This window comes from Streptomyces sp. NPDC006208, from assembly GCF_040613775.1.
Lineage (GTDB): Bacteria > Actinomycetota > Actinomycetes > Streptomycetales > Streptomycetaceae > Streptomyces.
Map to the genome: position 1 here is coordinate 165,884 of NZ_JBEXSW010000012.1, position 23,108 is coordinate 188,991.

Here is a 23,108-nt window from a genome sequence, read left to right on the forward strand (position 1 = left end):
GGTGGTGTTCGACGCGCTGCGGAGCTGGTTCAAGGGAAGCGCCCCCGCGCCTTCGGCCGACCCGGGGCCGGCCACGGCGCCGGCCGCCGTGCCGCCTCGCGAGGACGATGGCGGCTGGCGTGAACTACCGGTGCAGCGGCTGACGTTCGGTGCGCCGGAGCTGGTGAGCGCCTCGAAGGGATTCGGCGACTCGCTGGCCTCCTGGCGCAATCCTTCGCTGCAGCGCCGACTGGCGCATGCGGTGAGCGCGGATGCGCCGGCGGGGGTCGTCGGTGGAGTGCTGGAGCCGCGTCCACGCCCTGCGTCCGTGCAGAGGTGGGAGTCGTCGGGGGCGGGAGAGGTGCCGCCGCACGGCCGGCCGCTGGGGCAGGCGGCCGGCGACGAGGTGGTTGCGGCCACCCGGCCGGTCGAGCCGGACCGACCGGTTCCGTCGGTCGAAACGGCCCTTCCTGGGACCGTCACGGAGGCGGTCGCCCCTGTGACACCGGTGGCTCCTGTGGTGGTTCCGCTCGCGCCGCAGCAGTCGCTCATCGTGGCCCGGGCGGTGGAGCTGCCGCTGCGGACGCTTCCGGTCAGGGCGTTGCCGGCGGTTGCGGCGGTGACGGCCGTGCGTGAGGCGGTGCCCGTCCAGCGGGTGGAAGAGGGACCGCAGCCCGACCTGGGACCCGAGCCGATGGCGGCTTCCGCGGATGCGGAGCACCCCCTGTTGGGGGAACGGCCCGCCTACGAGACCGGGCCCGCCGACGCTCTCGCTCCGGTCGCGCCCGCTGCGGTGCAGCGGGTGCAGGACGTTGCCGTTTCCGGGGGAGAGGAGCGGCCGTTGCCGGCGCAGCATCCCGTCCTGCCGGTCATCGCCCCAGCTCTCCCGAGCCCCCCGCGGAGCGGGCAGCACCGTCACGTCCCGCACGTCCCGGAAGGACCGTCGGTCGAGCCGGAACGGGCTCCGGCTCCTGTGCAGCATGTGCAGAGGGTGGCTGACGACCCACCGGGTTACCCCCGGCGCGAGGAGCGGCCGAGCACGCCCTCGCCTCCCATGGACCCGCTGGATCCGCCGGATGCGAGGCCTGATCCTCAGCCGGAACTCCGGACGGACGAGGGGGCCGATGCCGATCCGCTGGCGCCGACGGAGGAGCGGCCCCTGATCGGGGAGCAGCCGATGTCCTCCGTGGACGCACGGCCCCCGGCGGCCCCCGAAGCCCCGGAGCCGTCGGTACCTCCGGCGCCCGCGCCGCTGTCCCCGCACCTGCCGATGGGGCGGCACGTCCGCCACGACGGGCCCGCGGTACAGCGCTTGACGGAGGAGATCCCGGCCACGGTTGCCGAACCGCCGGCGGAGCGCCCGCTGGTGGGGGAGCAGCCGCTCAGCCCTGCGGGCGCTCCATCACCGGGGATGCCGGAGCACGCTCCGGCCCCGCGGGTCGGACTGGGGGGCCCGCTGCCGTCCGTGCCGGGACCCGCGCCCGTGCAGCGACAGGAGCTGCAGTCTCCTGTCCCACCGGGCGCCGCCCCCGCGCCTCGGCGGCTGGGACTCGGGGCGCCGCTGCCCGCCGTCCCCGCACCTGCGCCCGTACCCGCACCCGCGCCCGCACACGTATCGGCTCCGCCTCCGGCCCTCGAGTCGGCGGTGCCCGTGTCCGCCCGACCGGAGGCCCTGCCCGCGGCCGTGCAGGAACCGACCGCGGTACCCGTTCCCGTTCAGCGCCAAGAGGAGCCGCTGACCGTCGTACGGGCCACCCCGCTTCAACGGGCCGTGGAGGAGCCACCCCTGGTACCGGAGCCGGGGCCGGGCACCGTGGCCGGGCTCGTGGGGGAGCGCGGACTTGAGCTGCAGTCCGCACCCGTGCCCGGGCCTGACGCCGAGGTCTCGAGCCCGGAACCACCGCCCGCGCCACCTGCGGCCGTGCCGGTGAGCTGGGTACCTTCGCCCGCCTCTCCGGCACCCGTGCAGCGATCCGTGCGGGCGGAGCCGGTAGTGCCGAGCCGCATCGGGGCGAGCTGGGCACCGCCTCTGGGCGTACCCCCCACTGCCACGCCGCTGTCCTGGGCACCGTTGCCCCCGACCGCGCCTCTGCCCGTTCAGCGATCCGCGGCGCCCGATTCACCCGCGTCCGTGCCCTGGGAGCTCGGGCCCGTACCCGCTTCCGTGCCTCTGCAGCGCGTCCCGCTGCCCGAACCACCGCCCGCGTCGCCCGCGGCCGTGCCGGTGTCATGGGCGCCCGCGCCCGCTCCCGTACAGCGAGCGCCCGAGCCGGCCCCGGCACCCGAGCCGGCACCGCAGCCGGAACCGGCGTCGGCACCTGAGCCGCCCCCACCGCCACAGCCACCCCCTGCCCAGGCAGGGCAACAGGCTGCCTCCCCGGCCGCCCCCGCCGCTCCCGGCGGCGGTGAGTCCACCGACGAGCTCGTCCGGCGGCTCGTAGGGCCCCTGAGCCGACTTCTCCGCGCCGAGCTGCGGCTCGACCGGGAGCGGGCCGGCGTACGACTCGACCCCCGTCACTGATTCGACCCCCGCCACTGAACGTCACCGAAAGTCCTGAAGGGAAGACATGGCTCAGAACCAGCAGCCGGACCCGGCCGTGAGCGTGTGCTTCACGGTCGAGATCGACAACATCAACCTCGGGGCGTTCAACAGCTGTGAGGGCCTCGGCTGCGAAGTGGTCATGGAGCAACGCGAGGAAGGCGGCAACAACTTATACGTCTGGCAGCTGCCGTCCCGGATCAAGTACTCCAACATCAAGCTGAGCCGGCCCGTCACCAAGGACACCGAAAAGGTCACCGCCTGGCTGTCCGGCATGATCAACGGCGGTGCCCGGAAGACCGCGCACATCAGCGCGATGACCGTCGAGGGCACGGTCGTGGCGCGCTGGAGTCTGATGGACGTGGTCCCGGTGCGCTGGACCGGGCCGTCCCTCAGCCCGGAGAACGTCAAGGTGGCCACCGAGACCCTGGAGATCGCCCACCACGGCTTTCTCCACGCGGGGAGTTGAGGCACATGGCCGGCCGACCTGTCGCGTTCATCGCCTCCGCGTCCCCGCCCGGCCCCGCCGATCCGAAGGGGAGCAGCGGCTCCCGTCCCAAGCTCGAACGGGCCTATCTGGAGTTGCGCCAGCCCCCGGCCGACGGCGGGACGACGACACCCGGCCCGCGCATGGGACAGATCGACTTCCAGTTCAACCCGAAGGAACTCACCCTCGCCAAGACCGCCAAGTGGGAGCGGAAGACCGCCAAGGGCGCCAAGAAGGCCGGGCCCGCGGAGTTCAAGGGCGCGGGGCCGTCCAAGCTCACCCTGGAGATGTTCTTCGACGCCACCGGCAAGCAGGACGACAGCGTGGTGGCGGCCGTCGAGTCGCTGCTGTCCTGCTGTGTGCCCACCGATCAGACCCACCAGAAGCAGCAGGGCGTGCCGCCGTGGGTGATCTTCCACTGGGGCGGGCTCACCGGTTTCGTCGGGTACGTCAGCCAAGTGCAGGCCAAGTACACCCTGTTCACGCCTGGCGGCCTGCCCGTCCGGGCGACCTGCCAGGTGACCCTGGAGGAGATCAGCGGGCCCGTGCCGGGCCAGAACCCCACCTCGGGCGCGCTCGCCGCCCGCCGGGTGCACCGGGTGGTGTCCGGGGACACGCTCGCGCTGCTGGCCTGGCGGGAGTACGGGGATCCGGCCGCCTGGCGCGACATCGCCGAGGCCAACGGCATCGACGATCCGATGCGCCTGTCGCCCGGGACGGAGCTGCTGCTGCCCGCCGCCGAGGAGATCGGGGTCCCGCATGGCCGGTGAGAGCTTCGCCAACACCCTTGCCGTCGAGGTGAACGGACAGCCGCTGCCCGCGCCCGTCGCCGAACTGATCGTCTCCGCCTACGTCGACGACTCCACCCAGCTGCCCGATCTGTTCGTCGTGCGTTTCCGCGACCCCCACCACCTGGTGCTGCCCAAGACGGGCATCACCATCGGCACGCCGATGAAGCTGTACGCGCGCGCCGGGGACGATCCGCAGCGCGAACTCCTGGTGTCCGGCGAGGTCACGGCCGTCGAGATCGACCTCGACGCCACCGGCACCTTCACCGTGGTCCGCGGGCTCGACCATGCGCACCGGTTCTTCCGGGGCCGCCGCGTCGCCGGGTACCGGCAGATGACCGCCTCCGACATCGCCGTGCAGGTGGCCAAGAGGACCGGGCTGCCCGTCGGCAGGGTCGACTCCACGACCACGGTGTACGAGCACCTGGCCCAGCCGGGCATCACCGACTGGGAGTTCCTGCACCGGCTGGCGGATCTCGCGGGTGCCGAAGTCGCCGTCGTCGACGGGAAGTTCACCTTCCGGGATCCGGCGAGGGCCGAGACGGCGCCCGCCACCTCCACCCGGCCACAGGCCAGCCCCTACGTGCTCGAGTTCGGGCGGAACCTGCTGCGCTGCCATGCCGCGGTCACCGCCAGCGACCAGGTCCAGCAGGTCGAGGTGCGCGGCTGGGACGTGCAGGCCAAGGCCGCCGTCGTCGGCCGGGCTCCCGCCGACCGCAGCGAACGGCTCCAACTCGGGCTCACCCCGGGCCAGGCCGCCGGTCCCTTCGGCATGGCCGTCTTCCTGGCCACGGACACCCCGCACGGCACGCAGGCCGAGGCCGACCAGGCCGCGAAGGCACTCGCCGCCGACCTCGCCGCCACGTTCGCGGAGCTCGACGCGGTCGCCATGGGCATTCCGCAGCTGCGCGCCGGGACGGCGGTCACTCTCGCCAACGTCGGGGCCCCCTTCGAGGGGAAGTACACGATCTCCGGCAGTCGGCACGTCTTCGATCCGGACACCGGCTACCAGACATGGATCACGGTGGGCGGCCGCTCCAACCGCTCGCTGTACGGGCTGGCTTCGGGCGCGGGCGGCGGACTCCCCCAGGACCGAATCGGCGGGCTCGTCAACGCGACGGTGACCGACACCCGGGACCCCGAGGGCCGGGGCCGGGTGAAGCTGGCCTTCCCCTGGCTGGACGGGGAGTACGTCAGCGACTGGGCCAGGACCGCGGACCTCGGCGGCAAGGGAGGCGGAGGCATCTTCGGTCCGGAGGTCGGCGACGAAGTGCTGGTCGGCTTCGAACAGGGCCGGGTGGACCGTCCCTATGTTCTCGGCGGGCTCTACAACGGCCAGGACAAGCCGTCAGAGCACGACTGTCCGCTTGTCGACTCCACGAGCGGGGCCACCAACCGCCGTTCCCTGGTGACCCGTTCCGGCAACCGGCTGGAGCTGCTGGACGCCGCGAACGGGCCCAAGGGCGTACGCCTGGCAACCGGCGACGGCAAACTCACCCTGCATCTCGACCAGAAGGCCACCTCCGTCACCGTGCACAGCGACGGCAAGGTCGAGATCACAGCCAAGGAGAAGGTCACCGTCAAGGCCGAGCAGGGCATCAGCATGGACGCCGGCACGGGAAAGCTCGAACTGTCCGGTCAGTCCGTCCAGGTCAAGGCCCAGACCGGGGTCGACGTCGACGGCGGTGCGGGCGCGGTGAAGCTGCAGACCAACGGCCAGGTCGAGGTCAAGGGCACCACCGTCGGGGTCGACGGGAAGGTGCGCACCGAGATCAAGGGCGGTGCCAGCTGCTCGATCAGCGCCGCCCTCGTCCGCATCAACTAGCCGTGTCGACCAGCCGTGACAACCAACCGAATCAACCCAACGAATCAACCAGCCTGAGGAGTCGTACGAGATGCCGCCTGCCGCACGCGTCGGTGACCCCACCGGGCACCCGGGGGTGATCGGGCCGCCCGGGGTGCCCACCGTGCTCATCGCGGGGATGCCCGCCGCCGTCGTCTCGACCCCCCACATCTGCTCGTTCCCGCCCCCGGCCGTGCACCCTCCGTCCGCGATCGCCCCGCCCGGCTGCCCCACCGTTCTCATCGGCGGCATGCCGGCCGCGCGCGTAGGCGACCTGGCCGCGTGCGGGGCGCCGATCGTCATGGGCGCGGTCACCGTGCTGATCGGGGGCTGAGGGCTGTGGGGGAGCAGTTCATCGGCTCCGGCTGGGCCTTTCCGGTACGGACCGACGCGACCGGGGCCGTGGCCCTGGTCGGCGGGGACCGGGAGATCGAGGAGAGCATGCGACTGATCCTCGGCACCGCGCCCGGCGAGCGGCCCATGCGCCCGGAGTTCGGGTGCGCGATCCACGACCACGTCTTCGCGCCCGCCGACGCGGCCACCGCCGCACACCTCGCGTACGAGGTGCGGCTGTCGCTGGAGCGCTGGGAGCCGCGGATCGATCTGGTCGACGTCAACGTCACCTTCGACGCGCAGGACGAGGGCACCCTCTACATCGACATCCGGTACGCGCCCCGGGGCACGAACGACCCCCGGAACCTGGTGTTTCCGTTCTATGTGATCCCCGCACACGAGAACAGCTCCGCGGAGGCGGGTGACCGGTGAGCCTGCCCGAACCCCATCTCGATGACCGGCGCTTCCAGGACCTCGTCGACGAGGCCAAGCGGATGGTGCAGCAGCGCTGCCCCGAGTGGAGCGACCACAACGTCTCCGACCCCGGCGTCACGCTGATCGAGGCCTTCGCACACATGACCGATCAGCTGATCTATCGGCTGAACCGGGTCCCGGACAAGAACCACCTGGCGTTCCTCGACCTGATCGGGCTCGCCCTGCACCCGCCCACGGCGGCCCGTACCGACGTCACCTTCTGGCTCTCGGCGCCGCAGGACCAGACCGTGCAGGTGCGGGAGGGGACCGAAGTCGCCACGCACCGCACCGAGACGGAGGAGGCGGTGGTCTTCTCGACGGTCCGGGAACTGGTCGTCGTCCCCGTGGAGTTGACCGCCCTCGCCGTCGTCACCGGAGAATCGGGCTCCGTGGCCGCCGACCAAGGGCCCGAGCTGGCCGGAGGCCACGGAGTGCCCTGCTTCTCCGCCGTGCCGCGCCCCGGCGACGCCGTGCTCTTCGGCCTCTCCCGGGCCGCGCCCTCCTGTGTGGTGGCGTTGCGGCTGGACTTCCCGGTAGCCGGCCACGGCATCGACCCCGAACACCCGCCGCTGGCCTGGGAGGCGTGGACGGCCGAGGGCTGGACCTCCTGCGAGGTCGACCGCGACAGCACGGGCGGCTTCAACCGGCCGGGCGACGTACTGGTCCAGCTGCCAGCCGGGCACCTGGCCTCTGTGGAGGCCCGGCAGCGGGCAGGCTGGCTGCGGTGCGTGGTGCAGGCCCCCGTCGAGGGGCAGCGTACGTACTCGGCGACCCCGGAGCTGCTGTCCGCCGAGGCGTTCACCATCGGCGGGACCGCCCCGGCCGTGCACGCCGAGCGGGCCGGTGAGGAAATCCTCGGGGTTTCCGAAGGCGTGCCCGCCCAGTCGTTCACGCTGGATCGGGCTCCCGTGGTGGCGGGCGGCCCGCCGTTCGTCATGGAGACCGCGGCCCCCGGAGGCGATTGGACGGAGTGGACCGAGGTCGAGCACTTCGGCGAATCCGGCCCCCTGGACCGGCACATACGACTGGACCGAAGCACCGGTGAGGTGAGCTTCGGCCCGGCGGTACGGCAGGCCGACGGCACCCTCAGCCACTACGGGGCCGTTCCTGCCAAGGGCGTCCCGGTGCGGGTCCGTTCGTATCTCGCGGGCGGCGGTCGGCGCGGCAATGTGGCACGCCGCGCCCTCGCCGTGCTGCGCAGCTCGATCCCGTACATCGCACGGGTGGAGAACCGGCGGGCGGCGAGCGGCGGGGTCGACGGCGAGGACGTGGCGAACGCCCGGTTGCGCGGTGCATCGGCGCTGCGCACCCGGGAGCGGGCCGTGACGGCCGACGACTACGAGTACCTGACCAGGCAGACGGCCCCCGAGATTGCCCGGGTACGGTGCGTGGACGCGGGCGCGGGCGGGGTACGGGTGCTGCTGATCCCGGCTGCCGAGGACGACGGCGAAGGACGCCTGGAGTTCGGGCAGATGGCCTGCCCGGAGCAGCTCCTGGCCCGGGTCGCGGCGTATCTGGACGCGCGGCGCATGCTGGGCGCACGGCTCGTCGTCGAGCCGCCGTACTACCAGGGCGTGACGGTGGTCGCGGTACTCCAGGCAGCGGCCGGCGTCCCGGCCGCCAGGGTGCAGCGGGCCGCGCTCGCCGCCCTGTACCGCCGTCTGAACCCGCTCACCGGCGGGCCGGACGGGAACGGCTGGCCGTTCGGGCGGACCGTGCACAGCGGGGAGGTCTTCGCGGTGCTCCAGCAGGTCGCCGGGGTGGAGGCGGTGGAGAGCGTACGGCTGTTCCCCGCGGACCTTCAGACCCGCCGGCGCGGCGAACCGGCGGAGCGGATCACGCTGGACGCGGGCTCGCTGGTCTTCAGCTACGACCACCAGGTGCGGGTGGTGTGACACGAGTGGAGGTGACGGGTGATGACTGAGCGCCGGATCGTGCCGGGGCTGCGGACCAGGCATCCGCTGGGAGCCCAGTTGCCGGGCGTGTACGCGGACGACGACCTCGTCCAACGGCTCACGGATGCTCTCGACGAGGTCCTGGCGCCCGTGCTGGGCGTGCTCGACAGCCTTCCCGCGTACTTCGACCCGCGCCTGGCCCCCGACGACTTCCTGGCGCTGCTCGCGGCCTGGGTGGGCGCGGAGGGCGAGGTGCGCGGAGCGGTGCCCGGGCACGCCACCCGGGGCACCGCCAAGGGACTCGCGGAGCAGATCCGCCAGGTGTTCGGGGTCACCCCGCAGATCGAGGAAAGCGGCGGCACGGTGTGGTCGGCCACCGCGCTGACCCCGCTCCCCGGTGCATCGCGGCCGCACCTGACCGTGCGGCTGCGGGTCCCTGACGTGGAGTCGGTGGACAAGGCGGCCGTGTCGGCACTCGTGGCCCGCAACCGGCCGGTGCACCTGCCGTTCACCGTCGAGGTGGTCGCGGAGCCGTAGCGAGGCGTACGCCCAGCGCGCGCCACCCGGCTCGCGGCCCCGAATGACCAGGGGCGCATGGAACACCCAGGGAAGCATGCATGTTGCACGCCCAAGCTCATATGGGGTAATCAGTTACTCCGCCGGTGCGGAGAGTGAGCACCATCCTTGACCTCCTGTCGGGGGAGGAGGCCCTTATGCACGAAACGGTGTGCGAGCGTCTGGTGCCGGGGCTCGCTCGAGGGACGGCACCGCTGACGCTGCTCGTCGCTCCAGCCGGGTACGGCAAGACCACCCTGCTCACGCGGACCGCGGACGCCTTCCCCGGGAAGGTGCTGCACTGGCGGCCGTGCCGCGACACTCTCGGGGTGCCTTCGCTGCTCGCCAGTCTGGGAAAGCAGTTGGAGCTTCCCGACCCGGTGTCAGTGGAGTTCGTCCTGCTGGCGGTCGAGCGCCGCGCGGATCCGGTCCTGCTGCTCGTCGACGGGGTCCACCACGTGCACGGCAGCCCTGCCGAGGCATCACTGGAGGAACTGGCCGTGCTGGCGCCGCGGAACCTGCGGCTGATCCTGGCCGGCCGTCGGATGCCCGCGCTGAACCTCACCCGGCTGGAACTGGCCGACACCGCCGTGCTGCGCGCCCGTGAACTGCGGCTGGGCGAAAGCGAGATCGCCTCCGTCTTCCCCGACGCCCCGGAGGTCACGCGGAAGCTCGCCGAACTCACCCAGGGCTGGCCCGGTGTCCTCAGCCTCAGCAGGCAGGCGGTGCTCACGGGCCGCGACCCGCTGGAGTCCGCCGCCCTGCGCACCTATCTGGACCGGGAAGTGCTGGAGGCGTTACCGCCCCGGCTGGTGCGTGCGATGGAACGGGGACCCGATGACCCCGGCGGCCACGACGGGGCCGACGCGCCGGAACTCGCCGAGGAGTACGGCCTGGAGACCGAAGTGCCGCTGCTGCGGGCGCACCTGGCCAGGCGCTGCGCACGGCCGGACCGGCACACGGGCACCCTGCACCGCACCGACGGGGCCCCGTCCGCGTCGCTGTCTCTGCGCTGCTTCCAACGGTACGAGGCCACACTGGCGGGGCGTCCGCTGGACTGGAGCCGCACCCGGCCGCGAGTACGGGCGCTGGCCCGGCTGCTGTCCGTCCACGCGGGGCGGCCCGTCCACCGGGAGGAGCTGATGGCCGCCCTGTGGCCGGAGAGCCCGGCCCATACGGCGGGACGCGGACTGCAGGTCGCGGTCTCGGCCCTGCGGACCGTCCTGGAACCGGGCACCGGACGGGGGAGGGCCCAGGTGCTGGTGCGGTCGGGCGAGGCGTACATGCTGGTGCTGGACCCCGGGGCCAGCTGCGACGTACAGGCCTTCGAGGCCGCGGCCAGGGAGGGCCTGCGGGCGGCAGCGCGCGGGGAGGCGGATCGGGCGGCGGGGGCGCTGGGGCGGGCCCTGCGGCTCTACACCGGGGAGTTGCTGCCGGAGGACGGCCCGGCGGAGTGGGTGGTGCCGATCCGTGAGCAGTATCGCAACCAGGCGGTGCGGGCGGCCCACGCGCTGGCCGAAGTGGAACTCGGCCGGAACCGCGCGGCGGCCGCGGTGGCGGCCGCCGCGCACGCGCTGTCCCTGGACCCGTTCCAGGACGCGGTGTGGCGGTTGCTGATCGCGGCCCACAGGCAGGCCGGTGACCCGGTGGCGGCCCGGCACGCGGAGCGCCGGCACGCGCAGATGCTGCATACCCTGGGTGTCGTCTGAGGCACCCGGCTCAGCGCCGTCTGAAGAACTCGACCTCGGCGAAGGCGAGATACCGGTCGGCCCCGCCCCCGTACACGCCCTGGACCGTGAGCCGGACCCGGACGGCATCGCTGACGGCGAGGTGGAAGCGCTGCCCTCCCGGCACGTCGGCCAGTTGGACGGTCTTGACGGTCGTCCGGCCGTCCTTCGAGGTGACGGTTATCAGCAGACTGCTGGGCCGCGCCTGGGTGAGGAACTTCTCGGCAGTAGGAGAGCTGCCGGGATGGACGACGAGATCGAGCAGGCGAACGGGGTCGGCGAACGCGGCCTCCAGATACTCCCCTTTGAAGGCTCCGGGCAGCGCGGGCGTCCAATACTTGTCCGTGGTCCCGTCCACGGCAAGGGTGGCCGGGTGCTGTTTCCCTGCACTCGACGCCGTCACGTTCACGGCATGCATCTGCTCGGTCTTGGACGTCCGGTCCCTTACGGCCTCCAGCATTCGACCGGCCTCGCCGCGGAAGGCGTACCCGACCGCCACGAGGACGCAAAGCACCAGCAGCGGCAGGACGAATCGTGGCCGCCGCCACTCCCGGCGCGGTGGCCGCTCCCCGGCGACGGGCTTCGGCCTGGGGCGGCGTGTGAACAGCCGCCGCCACCAGGGCGGCCGGGGTACGACAGGGGCGTCCGCGAGAGAGGCACCGCAACGTCGGCAGTAACGCCTCGTCGGCAGGTTTCCGCTGCCGCACTGGCCGCAGATGAGGTCCCCGGCCTGGGGCGGCGGTTCGGCGGCATCCCCGTGCCGCGACGGCGGCACCGGCCTGCCGGGCTCCTCGACATGAGGCTGAACGGCGCGCAGGGGCGGGGCGGTGGGCTTCGGCGGGATGGTCGGCCCGCTCGCCTGGGCTGCGGGTTCCTCCCGAGGCACGGCGACGTCCGGCCCTGTCGGGGTCGGGACTGCGGCATCCGGCTGAGCCGCGGCTGCCGGGGTGTTCGGCCGCGACCACTCGAGGAAGGCTCCGCAGGCGCCGCAGAACTGCTCCCCGGGATCACACCGATTCCCGCACACTGTGCAGTTGTCCACGGACCCCTCACCCCTTCCACCACCCATGCTGCGCCAGGCGGTGCCTCCGGCACACGCCTGCAAGGGCAACCACGGAAGCGCCCGTCGCTGCCCTTTAGGGCGCCGTACCGCGACCTGTGCCGGGGCGAGGACGTGCGGGAGGTGATGACGACCCGGAACGTGCGACAGCGCGGAGGCGTTGTCGTTGGCGAGCCGCTGCCGCTGCCGCTGCCGCTGCCGCTCAGCGTCGGCGACGCTTTCGGTCAAGCTGGGGCAATGGGGTGGCGGGGAGTCGGCCACTTGATACGCATCTCGTGGCGGCAGCGCCGGGTGACTCCGTGCGCGCGAGCGAGTACCGGATCGGCCACGTCCATGGTGGGCGGGACGCGTCGTACACCCTGAGCACCGACGCGGACAGGACGCGGCTGTCAGGTGTATCCACGGCGCCTCCGGGCGGATCAGAGAGGAGGGAGAGCGGCTGTCACCGCGGCCGGATCCCCGCCGACCGAGAGGAAGAGTGCTGTGGAGATCAAGGAAGGAATCCCCGTGGCGAAGCTGGCAGACCTGCCGGAAGGGGAGCTGCTGAGCGTGGAATTCGACGGGGTGCAGGTCCTCCTCGCCAACTCCGGCGGCACGGTGTACGCGGTGCGTGACAAGTGCACACACGAGGAAATTCCGCTCTCGGAAGGCGAGTTGGAGGACGACGGCAGCGTCAGCTGTCCCTGGCACTTCAGCCGCTTCTGTCTGCGCACCGGTGCGGCGCTCGAATCCCCGGCGTCCGAGCCGGTCGAGACCTTCGCAGTACAGGTCGACGACGGGATAGTCCTGCTCTCCAGGAACGGTGGTACGGACCGGTGAGCGAGCTGCCGAAGGGGACCGTGCGGCGGTCCCTGAAGATGGCGTCGCTGCCGCTCGGTTTCGCGGGGCGCACCGCTTTCGGGCTGGCCCGGCGGCTTGCGGGCGGTGCCGAGGACCTGATCAGGACCGAGATCGAGGAGCGCACCGCCAAGCAGCTCTTCGCCGTCATCGGTGAACTCAAGGGTGGTGCACAGAAGTTCGCCCAGGTGCTCAGCGTGATGGAGAGCGCCCTGCCGGAGAATCTCGTACGGCCCTACCGGGCGGCGCTGACCAGCCTGCAGGAGAGCGGGCCCGCCCTGCCGGCCCGTGCGGTCCACACCGTGCTGCGCGAGCAGCTGGGGGACGACTGGCGTGAGCTGCTGCCCGAGTTCACGGACCGACCGGTGGCCACCGCCTCCATCGGCCAGGTGCACCGGGGGCGTTGGCGCGACGGCAGGGACGTCGCGGTCAAGGTCCAGCACCCCGGCGCCGCCGAGGCGCTCACTTCGGACTTCGGTCATCTGACCCGGATGGGCTGGATCATCGACCGGGTGACCGGCGGCGAGCTCGACGTCAAGGAGGTGGTGGCGGAGTTGCGCGAGCAGATGGCCGAGGAGCTGGACTATCTCATGGAGGCCGAGTCCCAGGCGGCGTTCGCCGAGGCGTTCGCCGACGACCCGGACTTCGTGGTGCCCCGGGTGGTCGAGGCCACCGACCGGGTCCTGGTGGCCGAGTGGCTGGACGGCACACCGGCGTCCGTGGTCATGGCCGACGGCGAGCAGGAGGACCGGGACCGGCTGGGGCTGCTGCTCGCGCGGTTCCACCACGCGGGACCGAACCGCTGCGGCCTGATGCACGCCGACCCGCACCCGGGGAACTTCCGGCTCACCGACGACGGCAGGCTCGGGGTGCTCGACTTCGGCGCCGTGGCCCGGCTCCCCGACGGGCTGGTGCCATGGATGGGCCCGGTGATGCGGGCCTGCGCCGACGGCGACCCGGAGCAGATGGCGGAGGTGATGCGGGAGGCGGGACTGCTCAAGGAACGTAAGGACGAAGGGGACGAGAAGCCCGAGGATTTGGGCTGGCTGAGCAGGTCGATGGAGATGCTGGTGCAGCCGCTGAACGAAGAGGTCTTCGCCTTCGACCGCGAATGGATGCGTGAGGCCGTGCGCAGAGCCACGCTCACCAAGGATGCGGAGATCCTCAGGAGCCGGATGGTGATGCACCCGGAGCACGCGATCGTACAGCGGGTGTGGATGGGGGAACTGGCCATGCTCAGCCAGCTGGGCGCCCGGATTCCGTACCGTGCCGAGGCGGTCGCGGGAATGCCGGGCTTCGAGCCCGATCCCCCCGCACCCGAGTCGCCCGCCCCCGACGCCTGACAGCTGTTTTCGGGGGCCCGGGGCGATCTGAAGGGGTGGATGATCTGAAGTCCTCGTGGAGGCAATGCCCCGATGAGCACAGGAGAGCGGGACGCCGTGGTCATCGGGGAGACGATGCAGGGTCTGCTCGACCGGCTCGGTGGCCAGGACCAGTGCGCGCTGACGGTCATCGACCGGCCACAACCGGGCCGACTTCCCCGATCCGCTGCCTCGCTGATGAAGCACCGCACCTGGACGCCGGCCAACGTCATGAGGTGTATCCGGGCGAACCCCGCCCGGGCTGCGGCTCCGCAACCGGAGCGGCAGCGGCGGCCGTACGGCGCGCGTCCCGGCATCAACCAGGTCACCACCGAAGTGATCACCGCGGAGTCCCGCGGCGACAGGAACATCAAGTCCGGCCCGGCAACCCCTGTCTCAAGGGAGCACTCGGCCTCGTGGCAGTCGGCGCGGTGAGAGCCCAAGGGCACCTACCCGCAGGCCTGTTACGCGCGGCTGACCGCCCGCCGCGGTCCCCTCGGGGGCCTGGTCGCCGTCGAGTACTCGATCACCACCGCGATCCGGCACATGGTCACCGACAGCAGACCGTGCCACGAGCTCAGCCGGCACCTGCTCCAACCAATGCGTCCCCGAACGCTTCAGGGAGATGCTGAGCTTCTGTCAACTCTGGGTTGACGCTTTGGGAGTGTTGGTGAAGGGCAGGTGAAGCATCGTCAAAGTGCTTAAACGGAGGCCAAGTTCCGCCTCTTGACAAAGTCCGTTTACTCCTTCTCGCCAGCCCTGTCCAGGTTTTGGATTCGCAAAGGCAGCGTTGACATCGCACCCCGGGGGCGCCGTATAGTTAACGGCTGTAGCGCCAGGGACGGTAGTTATCGAGACGCTATGTATTCTCATCGTGAGTGATCGGCTGTGCAGCAGCGTAAGAGCCGCCGACTGGACGAGCGCATGAGGGTGAACGGGGGAGATGTGAAGGCTCATGCTTTGCATAGGCTTGTAGATGAATGCTTAGCGGGAAACCAGGACAGCTGGAACAAGATTGTCGACAATTACACGCCGCTGATTTGGGCCATAGTCCGCGGATACCGGCTCTCCACGGCCGACTGTGAAGACGTCATCCAGACGACCTGGATGCGGGCGATCCAGCATCTGGGGCAGCTCAGGGAGCCGGAGAAGCTGGCGCACTGGCTCTCCGTTTCGGCGCGTCGTGAGAGCCTCAAGCACATTCGGAAGTCGGGGCGGAGCGTGCCCGCAGGGGAGCCCGAGGTGTTCGACCGCCCCGAGCTGTCGGCGAACCAGCCGGAGGAGGCGGCACTCAAGCAGGAGACGCGCGACGAGGTCCTCCTCGCCTACTGCTCGCTCTCGCCCAAGTGCCAGGCTCTCCTCGGCCTGTTGGTGGCCGATCCGCCCATGTCGTACGACGAGGTCAGTGCGACGCTGGGGCTGGCGCGCGGATCCATCGGCCCCCTCAGGGGCCGGTGCCTGAAGCATCTGGAGCGCGCCATGGCGGTCGAGGCGGACCGCTCCGAGCGGGCCAGGGAACTGTTCGACACCATCAAGGGAATGGGTCTGCGGGCTTTCGCTCTGGAGAGTGGTGCCGGGCTAGGGCCGGGGGCCGGGGGCGGCAGGGTGTCGGCCGGCTGATTCGGGCAGCCTGCTCTCCGGGGTGACGGGTGCATCGCCGTTCATCACGGCTTCGTGCGCGATGAACGGGAAGAGGGCCTTGGCGCTCTCAAGTGCCCTGGGGGACGGCTGTCCGACCGCGTCCGCAAGCTTTTTCAGCGTCTCGCCGACAGTATCTTCCACTCTGCTCACCTCCATCATTTAGTTCGCCTCTAAACTACACGTAGGGTAGGGCAAAGTTCAGCGAATGACAATGCGGTGAGTGTGTTGCCCGTTGGGCTTTCGCATTTCGGTCTCCATCGAGTCCGAATGTTGGACACTTGGTCACTTTGTTTCGCGGTGGCGCGTCTTGTCGGTCTTGTTGACTTCAGGTCGCTGAGCAGGTCGGTGATGTCGGCGACGGACGAGCGTCCTCGCGGTTCGCTCTTCGGGTCCAACCCCGGTCTGCCGCGGGCTCCTTCTCGCGTCGCCGGGCCGCAGCTCCTGCGCGAGCTGCGGTCGGGGAGTCGGCGGACGGCCGCCTCGTACGCGCGCAGAGCTGGGCGCCGTTCCGGGCCGGTGGAGTCGGGGCGGTCGGACTTTGATGATCATCAATCGTCAAAGACCGTTTGCTGTTTGGTTTTTCATAATTTGTGAGCAATCAATGGGGGAGAAGGAGAACATGAGCGAATCGATCACGAAGACCGGCGACTGGCTGCGGCGTTACCACCCGGCTGACGCGGCCCCGACGCGGCTGGTGTGCTTTCCGCACGCGGGCGGGTCGGCCACGTACTACTTTCCGGTGACCCAGGCGCTGTCGCCCGCCGTCGACGTACTGGCCGTGCAGTACCCGGGACGGCAGGACCGGCGTACCGAGGCGCCGATTGACGACCTCTTCAAGCTCGCCGACATCCTGGCCGATGAGCTGCAGCCCTGGACGGACCGTCCGCTCGCGCTCTTCGGACACAGCCTCGGCGCGACCCTCGCCTATGAGGTCGCGCTGCGGCTCGAGGCGGGGGGCTTCGATCCGATGATGCTGTTCGCCTCCGGCCGGCGGGCGCCGTCCTGCCACCGTGAGAACAGCACGGTGTATCTGAGCGACGACGAAACGCTGCTCGGCACCATCAAGGCGCTCAGCGGCACCAGCCCCGAGTTGCTGGAGGACGACGAGCTGCTGCGCAGTCTGCTGCCGGCGATCCGGGCCGACTACAAGGCTGCCGAGACCTATCGCAGGCATCCCGGTACGCCGCTGCTGCGCTGCCCGGTGATCACGCTGACGGGCGACGTCGACCCGGAGGTCACCCGCGCCGAGGCCGAGGCGTGGGAAGGCCACACGGCGGGCGACTTCACGCTGTACGAGTACGCCGGTGGCCACTTCTACCTCAACGAGCACGCGTCGTCCGTGATCGCCCGCATCCGTGAGGTGCTTGTCCGCTGATGCGGCGCCCGGCAGGGGGCGACCAGGGTTCCGGAGATTCCCGGGCCCTGGTCGCCCCTTCGTCGTTGTTACGTCCTGCCGGGTACGCGGATCACGGAGCGGCTGAAGACCGGCTCACGCCTGGCCTCCCCGCCGCCCTCGACGACGGGGAACAGCGTGAACGCCACCCCCGCGTCGCCGCAGGCGATATCGGCGCTGTCCAGGAGGCACCGGTTGGCCGGACCGGTCTCACGGAACCTGCCGTACGCGTCGGAGGGGTTCCCCCACCAGCTCGTCCTACTGCGTGCCGTCGCCGGAGAGTTCCTTCTCTTCCTCAGGTCTTGCCTGGTCATCGTTTTGTTCTTCACTCGGAGAAGGCTCGCTGCACGAGCTCGGCGATGTCCATGGCGTCGATCTCCTCGTCCAGCTCGTCCATTGCCTCGGCCTCGTCGTCCTCCAGCTCCGGGGCGAGGCCGTCATCGGGGAACATCCGGTCTCGCAGGTGGACCGCCAGCGCCGCCGGGGTCGGGTAGTTGAAGATCACCGTCGCCGGGATCTCCACGCCCGTGTCCTTCCGGACGTGGTTGCGGAACTCCACCCCGCTCAGGGAGTCGAACCCGATCTCCTTGAACGACATCTCGGCGTCGATGTCGTCGGTGGAGGTATAGCCCAGTACCAGGGCCGAGGTGGACAACAGCAGTGCCATCAGTTCGTCGGACCGCTCCTCGGGTGTCAGGTCCACCAGCCGCCCCACGACCGGCGGTTCGCTCGGCTCACCGCTCGCCGGCGTCTGCTCGCGCCGCGGTGTGACCATGCCGCGGAACAGGGTGGGCAGGTTCTTGTGCTGTCGGAGTGCCGCCTTGTCGAGTACGGCGGGTACGACCAGTGACGTGTCGAGTGCGAGCGCGGTGTCGAACAGCACGGTTCCCTCCGCGGCCTCCACGGGCACCATCCCGTTGCGCCGGAACCGCGCCAGGTCGACATCGCTGAGCGTGCCCGCCATACCGAGCGCCCAGGGACCCCAGGCCAGGGAGACCGCGGGCAGGCCCGCCGCCCTGCGATAGGCCGCCAGAGCGTCCAGGAAGGTGTTGGCCGCGGCGTAGTTCGCCTGGCCGGGAGTACCGATCGCACCGGCGACGGACGAGTACAGGACGAACGCCGAGAGCGGATGGTCCTTCGTCAGTTCGTGCAGGTGCCACGCGGCGTCGGCCTTCGGCCGGAACACCCGGTCGACCTGCTCCGGTGTCATGGACTCCACACTGGCGTCATCCAGCACACCCGCCATGTGCACGACCGCGGTCAGCGGCGAGTCCGCCGGGATCCGGGCGATCTGCTCTGCCAGCATGTCCCGGTCGGACACGTCGCAGGCGGACAGGGTGACCTCCGCGCCGAGCGCGGTCAGCTCCTCGGCCAGCTCGGCGGCGCCCGGGGCCGCCGGTCCGCGGCTGCTGAGCATCAGCAGCCGCCGCGCCCCGCGCTCGGCCACCAAGTGCCGGGCGAACAGCGCGCCGAGCCCGCCTGTCGCGCCCGTGAGCAGCACCGTGCCCTGGTCCCAGGCCGGGCCGCCGTCCGCCGGGGCCGGGGGCTGAGCCTGAGCCAGCCGCGGCACGTGAACCACGCCGCGGCGCACCGCTATCTGGGGTTCGCCGGACAGATCCAGCGACTGCAGGGCACGCAGCGAATCCTCGTGCCCGTCGGTGTCGACGAGGACGAACCGGTCCGGGTGCTCCGCCTGGACCGATCGCACCAGGCCCCAGACCGGGGCGCAGGCGAGATCGGGGGTGTCGTCCGCGGTGACCGCGACCGCGTTGCGCGTCACGATCACCCGCCGGTTCTCGTCGGGCATGTCGTGCAACCAGCTCTGCACCAGGGCGAGTACGTCCTGTGTGGTCGCCCGCGCCGAGCCGGGAACGTCCCCGTCCCCGCTCGCGCCAACGTGCGTGAACTCCCCGTGGGCAACCGGGCGGCCGGATTCCGTCGCGCCGGGGAGTGGCGTCCACTCGACGGTGGACAGGGACTCCGCCGTCGCCTGGCGGGCCAGCTGTTCCATGGAGGCGGGCATGAACGTCAGCGACTCGACGGACAGCACCGGTACGCCGTCCGTGCCCGTGAGCGTCAGCGACACCTCGTGGGCGTTGACCCGTGCAGCCCGGACGCGCAGGTCCGCTTCGCCGGTCGAGTGGATCGACACCCCGGCGAAGGAGTACGGCAGGAGCACCTGGCCGGGGTCCGCGCCGAGCAGCGACAGTACCGGGTGCAGCGCCGCGTCCAGCACGGCCGGGTGTACGGCGAAGCCCGCCGCAGCGTGCGGCACGCCGTCGGGAAGCCGGATCTCTCCGTACACCTCGTCGCCCGCGTGCCACAGGCCGCGCAGACCCTGGAAGGCCGGGCCGTAGACGTAACCGCGGTCGACGAGGGCGGGGTAGAAGCCGGCCGGCTCGACCGGCTTCGCCCCGGGCGGCGGCCAGGCCTCCGACACGGGCTCCGGGACGGGTGCCGGGGCCGTGGACAGCACACCGGTGGCATGCCGGGTCCATGACCCCGCTCCTGCCGCCCGGGAGTGGAAGGCGATCTCGCTGCGACCCGTGTCGTCGACAGCGCCGACGGTGACCTGGAACCGGACCTCGTCGTCGCCGAGGGCCAGTGGAGCCTGCAGCGTCAGTTCCTCGATACGGCGGCACGCGGCCACGTCCAAGGCCTGGAGCGCCATCTCCACGTAGGCCGCGCCCGGGAGTACGGCACCGCGGACGATGCCGTGGTCGGCCAGCCAGGGGTCGTCGGCGGGCGAGATCCGGCCGCTGAGGACCGTCTGGTCGCCGATCGCGAGGTCGGTTGCTGCGGCCAGGAACGGGTGGTCGATCATGTCGAGCCCCGAGCCCGCGAGGTCACCCTTCGGCGCTTCGGCGGGCACCCAGTAGCGCTGCCGGTCGAACGCGTAGGTGGGCAGGTCGGCCCGCCGGCCCGCGGCACCGGCGACAGCGAGATAGGCCTCCCAGTCCACCGGCACGCCGATGACGTGCAGCCGGGCCAGGGCCTCGGTGGCCGAGCGGGATTCGGACCGCGCCTTGCGCGCCACCGGGATCGCGGGCGTGTCCGGCGCGGCCTGGGCCAGGGTCTCCTGGGCCATGGCGGACAGCACCCCGTCCGGGCCGACCTCGACGAAGACCTCGGCCCCTGCGGCCACCGCTGCCCGTATGCCGTCGGCGAACCGTACGGCCTCGCGTACATGGCTCACCCAGTACTCGGGCCGCTCCAGCCGGCCGCTCTCAGCCGGTCCACCGGTCACGTTCGAGATCACCGCGACGCGGGGCGCCGCGTACGACACCGAGCGTGCCACCTGCTCGAACTCTGCCAGCATGGGTTCCATCAGCGGCGAGTGGAAGGCGTGCGAGACGCGGAGTCGCTGTGTCTTGTGCCCCGCGCCGGAGAGCATCGACCCGATGCCGAGGACCACGTCCTCGGTACCGGAGATGACGGTGGAGGTGGGACCGTTCACCGCGGCGACCGAGACGGAGCCCTCCTGACCGTCCAGCGCCTCGCGGATCTCGTCCTCGCTTGCCTGGACTGCCACCATGGCCCCGCCCCGGGGCAGGGCCTGCATCAGCCGGCCGCGTGCGGCGACCAGGCGCGCCGCGTCGGCGAGCGAGAACACGCCCGCCACGTGCGCGGCGGCGAGCTCCCCAATCGAGTGGCCGACCAGGACCGACGGCTCGACGCCGAACGATTCCAGCAGCCGGTACGCCGCCACCTCGAAGGCGAACAGCGCGGGCTGCGTCATGGCCGTCTCGTCGAGCAACGCGGCCTGTTCGGAGCCGGGCTCGGCGGCCACCACGTCGTCGATCGTGTGGTCGAGCAGCGGGGCGAACGCCTCGCCGATCGCGTTCCAGGCTTCGGCGAACACCGGGAAGTCCCGCACCAGTTCCCGGCTCATGCCGAGCCGCTGGCTGCCCTGCCCGGAGAACAGGACCGCGACGCTCGGCGCGGCACCAGCGGCGCCGACGGTCAGGCCCGGTGCGCGTTCACCCCTGGCCAGCGCGTCCAGTCCGGACAGCAGTTCCGTGCGCCCGGAGCCGAGCACCACCGCGCGGTGGTCGAGGGCGGCCCGGCCGGTCGCGAGGGTGCACGCCACATCGGCGGCCACGGGCGCCGGTTCGGCGGACACCGCCGCGGACAGGCGTTCGGCCTGTGCGGTCAGCGCCGACGCGGTTCGCGCGGACACCAGCCACGGGAGCAGGACGGTCCGCTCCTCGGTGCCGGCCGGTTCATCGGCGTCGGGCACCTCGTCCGGATCGCCCTGTTCGATGACCACGTGCGCGTTGGTCCCGCTGATGCCGAACGAGGAGACACCTGCGCGGCGCGGCCGGCCGGCATCCGGCCATGCCTGCTGCTCGGTCAGCAACTCCACCCCGCCCGCCGACCAGTCGACGTGGGCGGTCGGCTCATCGGCGTGCAGAGTCCTCGGCAGGACACCGTGGCGCATGGCCATGACCATCTTGATCACGCCCGCGACGCCCGCGGCGGCCTGCGTGTGTCCGATGTTCGACTTGAGCGAGCCCAGCCACAGCGGCTCGGTCCGGTCCTCGCCGTACGTGGCCAGCAGCGCCTGCGCCTCGATCGGGTCACCGAGCTGGGTGCCCGTGCCATGGGCCTCGACCGCGTCGACGTCCGCCGCTGACAGGCCCGCTCCGGCCAGGGCCTGGCGGATCACCCGCTCCTGGGACGGGCCGTTCGGGGCGGTCAGTCCGTTGCTCTCGCCGTCCTGGTTGATCGCGCTCCCGCGCAACACTCCCAGTACGCGGCGGCCATTGCGCCTGGCGTCGGACAGGCGTTCCAGCACCAGTACGCCGACGCCCTCGGACCAACCGGTGCCGTCGGCCGAGCTGGAGAACGCCTTGCACCGGCCGTCGGCGGCGAGCCCGCCCTGTCGGGAGAACTCGACGAACATACCGGGCGTGGACATGACCGTCACACCGCCGGCGAGCGCCATCGAGCACTCACCCGAGCGCAGGGACTGCGCCGCCATGTGCAGCGCCACCAGGGACGACGAGCAGGCAGTGTCGACGGTCACCGCCGGGCCCTCGAAGCCGAGGGTGTAGGCAATCCGGCCGGACACCACGCTGGACGCGCCCCCGGTCAGGGCGTGGCCGGCCAGGTTCTCCGGCACCTCGGACAGACGGGGCAGATAGTCCTGGCTCATTGCCCCCATGAACACCGCGGTCGGGGTCCGGCGCAGCGCCTCGGGGTCCTGCCCGGCACGCTCCAGCGCCTCCCAGGCCACTTCCAGCACCAACCGCTGCTGCGGGTCCATCGACGTCGCCTCGCGCGGGCTGATCCGGAAGAAACCCGCGTCGAAGTCCCCCGCGTCAGGCAGGAATCCGCCCATGCGGGCGTAGTCCCCGCCGGGCGCCGCGGGCCACCCGCGGTCCTGAGGGAACGGCGTGATCGCGTCGGTGCCGTCGGCGACCAGCCGCCACAGGTCCTCCGGCGAGGACACACCGCCGGGGTACCGGCAGCCCATGCCGACGATCGCGATCGGGTCGTCGTGGGAGACGGCGGTGCCGCCCGTGTCCGGCCGCTGTTCCGGCAGTTCATGCCCGGACAGCTCGCCGCGCATGTGCCGCACCACCGCCTTGGGCGTCGGGTGGTCGTACAGCAGTGAGGTCGGCATGCGCAGACCGGCCGCTTCGTTGAGGCGGTCGCGCAGTTCCACCGCGGTCACCGAGTCGAAGCCGAGTTCCTTGAACGTGCTGTCCGACTCGACGAGCGCCGCGTCGGTGTGCCCGAGCACGGCGGCCGCATGGGACCGGACCAGCCGCCACAGCTCCTGGTCGGTCAGCCGGGCGGCCGGCGGGCCGGCGTCGGCCGTCACCGGCTGCTCGACCTCAGCGGCGAGCGCCGACGCGTCTCCGGCCGGCCGGACCGGTTCGGCGGACCCGCCGGTGACCCAGTAGCGCTCGCGCTGGAAGGCGTAGGTGGGCAACTCGACGCGCTGTGCGCCGCTGTCGGCGAAGAACGCGGACCAGTCCACATCCACGCCCGCGATGTGTGCCCGGGCCAGGAAGGCGGCGAACGTGGCCGCCTCCGCCTGCTTGGCCCGCAGCGCCGGCATTAGCACCGCGTCGCTGGTCTCGTCCAGTTCTTCGAGGGTTTGGCGTGCCATGGCGGTCAGTACGCCGTCGGGGCCGAGTTCGAGGAACCGGCGAACTCCCAACTCCCACAACGACGTCACGCCGTC

Annotated in this window: 17 protein-coding genes; 14 read left to right on the forward strand and 3 right to left on the reverse strand. The window is 71.5% G+C overall.

What is annotated here, in order from left to right:
- The first annotated feature begins 4 nt into the window (after positions 1-4).
- From ABZ208_RS12495 to ABZ208_RS12535, 9 genes are all read left to right on the forward strand, one after another.
- Positions 5-2,500, forward strand: coding sequence for a hypothetical protein (locus tag ABZ208_RS12495; protein ID WP_356909436.1), 2,496 nt, complete (start codon positions 5-7; stop codon positions 2,498-2,500).
- Positions 2,501-2,546: 46 nt separating this feature from the next.
- Positions 2,547-2,987 (forward strand): phage tail protein, encoded by a 441-nt coding sequence (locus ABZ208_RS12500; RefSeq protein WP_356909437.1) that lies wholly within the window; start codon positions 2,547-2,549, stop codon positions 2,985-2,987.
- A 5-nt stretch (positions 2,988-2,992) separates the two neighbouring features.
- The gene (locus ABZ208_RS12505; RefSeq protein WP_356909438.1) at positions 2,993-3,775 is read left to right on the forward strand and encodes a LysM peptidoglycan-binding domain-containing protein; all 783 of its coding nucleotides are present in this window, start codon (positions 2,993-2,995) and stop codon (positions 3,773-3,775) included.
- Positions 3,765-5,618: a VgrG-related protein gene (locus tag ABZ208_RS12510; protein ID WP_356909439.1), complete on the forward strand. Its 1,854-nt coding sequence runs from the start codon at positions 3,765-3,767 to the stop codon at positions 5,616-5,618. The genes ABZ208_RS12505 and ABZ208_RS12510 overlap by 11 nt, the downstream gene beginning before the upstream one ends.
- A 70-nt stretch (positions 5,619-5,688) precedes the next feature.
- Positions 5,689-5,970 (forward strand): PAAR domain-containing protein, encoded by a 282-nt coding sequence (locus ABZ208_RS12515; protein ID WP_189881482.1) that lies wholly within the window; start codon positions 5,689-5,691, stop codon positions 5,968-5,970.
- A gap of 5 nt (positions 5,971-5,975) precedes the next feature.
- Positions 5,976-6,401, forward strand: coding sequence for a GPW/gp25 family protein (locus ABZ208_RS12520; protein ID WP_356909440.1), 426 nt, complete (start codon positions 5,976-5,978; stop codon positions 6,399-6,401).
- Entirely contained in the window at positions 6,398-8,338 is a 1,941-nt protein-coding gene (locus ABZ208_RS12525; RefSeq protein WP_356909441.1) for a putative baseplate assembly protein, read from the forward strand. The genes ABZ208_RS12520 and ABZ208_RS12525 overlap by 4 nt, the downstream gene beginning before the upstream one ends.
- A 21-nt stretch (positions 8,339-8,359) precedes the next feature.
- Entirely contained in the window at positions 8,360-8,875 is a 516-nt protein-coding gene (locus ABZ208_RS12530; protein ID WP_356909442.1) for a phage tail protein, read from the forward strand.
- Between the two features lie 176 nt (positions 8,876-9,051).
- Positions 9,052-10,602: a BTAD domain-containing putative transcriptional regulator gene (locus ABZ208_RS12535; protein ID WP_356909443.1), complete on the forward strand. Its 1,551-nt coding sequence runs from the start codon at positions 9,052-9,054 to the stop codon at positions 10,600-10,602.
- 10 nt (positions 10,603-10,612) lie between these two features.
- Here ABZ208_RS12535 and ABZ208_RS12540 read toward each other — a convergent pair whose 3' ends face one another.
- Positions 10,613-11,506, reverse strand: coding sequence for a hypothetical protein (locus tag ABZ208_RS12540; protein ID WP_356909444.1), 894 nt, complete (start codon positions 11,504-11,506; stop codon positions 10,613-10,615).
- 681 nt (positions 11,507-12,187) lie between these two features.
- Here ABZ208_RS12540 and ABZ208_RS12545 point away from each other — a divergent pair.
- The 5 genes from ABZ208_RS12545 (at position 12,188) to ABZ208_RS12565 (ending at position 16,894) form a co-directional block, all read left to right on the forward strand.
- Complete coding sequence (locus ABZ208_RS12545) at positions 12,188-12,499, forward strand: non-heme iron oxygenase ferredoxin subunit (protein WP_328395459.1); 312 nt, start codon at positions 12,188-12,190, stop codon at positions 12,497-12,499.
- Positions 12,496-13,860, forward strand: a complete 1,365-nt coding sequence (locus ABZ208_RS12550) for an AarF/ABC1/UbiB kinase family protein (protein WP_356909445.1) — start codon at positions 12,496-12,498, stop codon at positions 13,858-13,860. Before ABZ208_RS12545 ends, ABZ208_RS12550 begins: the two co-directional genes overlap by 4 nt.
- A 72-nt stretch (positions 13,861-13,932) precedes the next feature.
- Entirely contained in the window at positions 13,933-14,313 is a 381-nt protein-coding gene (locus ABZ208_RS12555; RefSeq protein ID WP_356909446.1) for a hypothetical protein, read from the forward strand.
- A 489-nt stretch (positions 14,314-14,802) separates the two neighbouring features.
- Complete coding sequence (locus tag ABZ208_RS12560) at positions 14,803-15,498, forward strand: sigma-70 family RNA polymerase sigma factor (protein ID WP_356909459.1); 696 nt, start codon at positions 14,803-14,805, stop codon at positions 15,496-15,498.
- Positions 15,499-16,138: 640 nt separating this feature from the next.
- Positions 16,139-16,894, forward strand: a complete 756-nt coding sequence (locus ABZ208_RS12565; RefSeq protein WP_356909447.1) for an alpha/beta fold hydrolase — start codon at positions 16,139-16,141, stop codon at positions 16,892-16,894.
- A 68-nt stretch (positions 16,895-16,962) separates the two neighbouring features.
- Here the strand turns inward: ABZ208_RS12565 and ABZ208_RS12570 are convergent, their stop codons facing one another.
- Together ABZ208_RS12570 and ABZ208_RS12575 are read right to left on the reverse strand one after the other, a co-directional pair.
- Entirely contained in the window at positions 16,963-17,226 is a 264-nt protein-coding gene (locus tag ABZ208_RS12570; protein ID WP_356909448.1) for a hypothetical protein, read from the reverse strand.
- Positions 17,227-17,237: 11 nt separating this feature from the next.
- Positions 17,238-23,033, reverse strand: coding sequence for a type I polyketide synthase (locus ABZ208_RS12575; RefSeq protein WP_356909449.1), 5,796 nt, complete (start codon positions 23,031-23,033; stop codon positions 17,238-17,240).
- Positions 23,034-23,108: the final 75 nt, after the last annotated feature.

What these genes read in the sequence shown, in the direction of transcription:
- ABZ208_RS12570 (WP_356909448.1), bottom strand. Translation starts at nt 17,226, where the DNA reads ATGACCAGGCAAGACCTGAGGAAGAGAAGGAACTCTCCGGCGACGGCA.
- ABZ208_RS12535 (WP_356909443.1), top strand. Translation starts at nt 9,052, where the DNA reads ATGCACGAAACGGTGTGCGAGCGTCTGGTGCCGGGGCTCGCTCGAGGG.
- ABZ208_RS12555 (WP_356909446.1), top strand. Translation starts at nt 13,933, where the DNA reads ATGAGCACAGGAGAGCGGGACGCCGTGGTCATCGGGGAGACGATGCAG.
- ABZ208_RS12510 (WP_356909439.1), top strand. Translation starts at nt 3,765, where the DNA reads ATGGCCGGTGAGAGCTTCGCCAACACCCTTGCCGTCGAGGTGAACGGA.
- ABZ208_RS12575 (WP_356909449.1), bottom strand. Translation starts at nt 23,033, where the DNA reads ATGGCACGCCAAACCCTCGAAGAACTGGACGAGACCAGCGACGCGGTG.
- ABZ208_RS12505 (WP_356909438.1), top strand. Translation starts at nt 2,993, where the DNA reads ATGGCCGGCCGACCTGTCGCGTTCATCGCCTCCGCGTCCCCGCCCGGC.
- ABZ208_RS12565 (WP_356909447.1), top strand. Translation starts at nt 16,139, where the DNA reads ATGAGCGAATCGATCACGAAGACCGGCGACTGGCTGCGGCGTTACCAC.
- ABZ208_RS12500 (WP_356909437.1), top strand. Translation starts at nt 2,547, where the DNA reads ATGGCTCAGAACCAGCAGCCGGACCCGGCCGTGAGCGTGTGCTTCACG.
- ABZ208_RS12515 (WP_189881482.1), top strand. Translation starts at nt 5,689, where the DNA reads ATGCCGCCTGCCGCACGCGTCGGTGACCCCACCGGGCACCCGGGGGTG.
- ABZ208_RS12560 (WP_356909459.1), top strand. Translation starts at nt 14,803, where the DNA reads ATGAGGGTGAACGGGGGAGATGTGAAGGCTCATGCTTTGCATAGGCTT.
- ABZ208_RS12530 (WP_356909442.1), top strand. Translation starts at nt 8,360, where the DNA reads ATGACTGAGCGCCGGATCGTGCCGGGGCTGCGGACCAGGCATCCGCTG.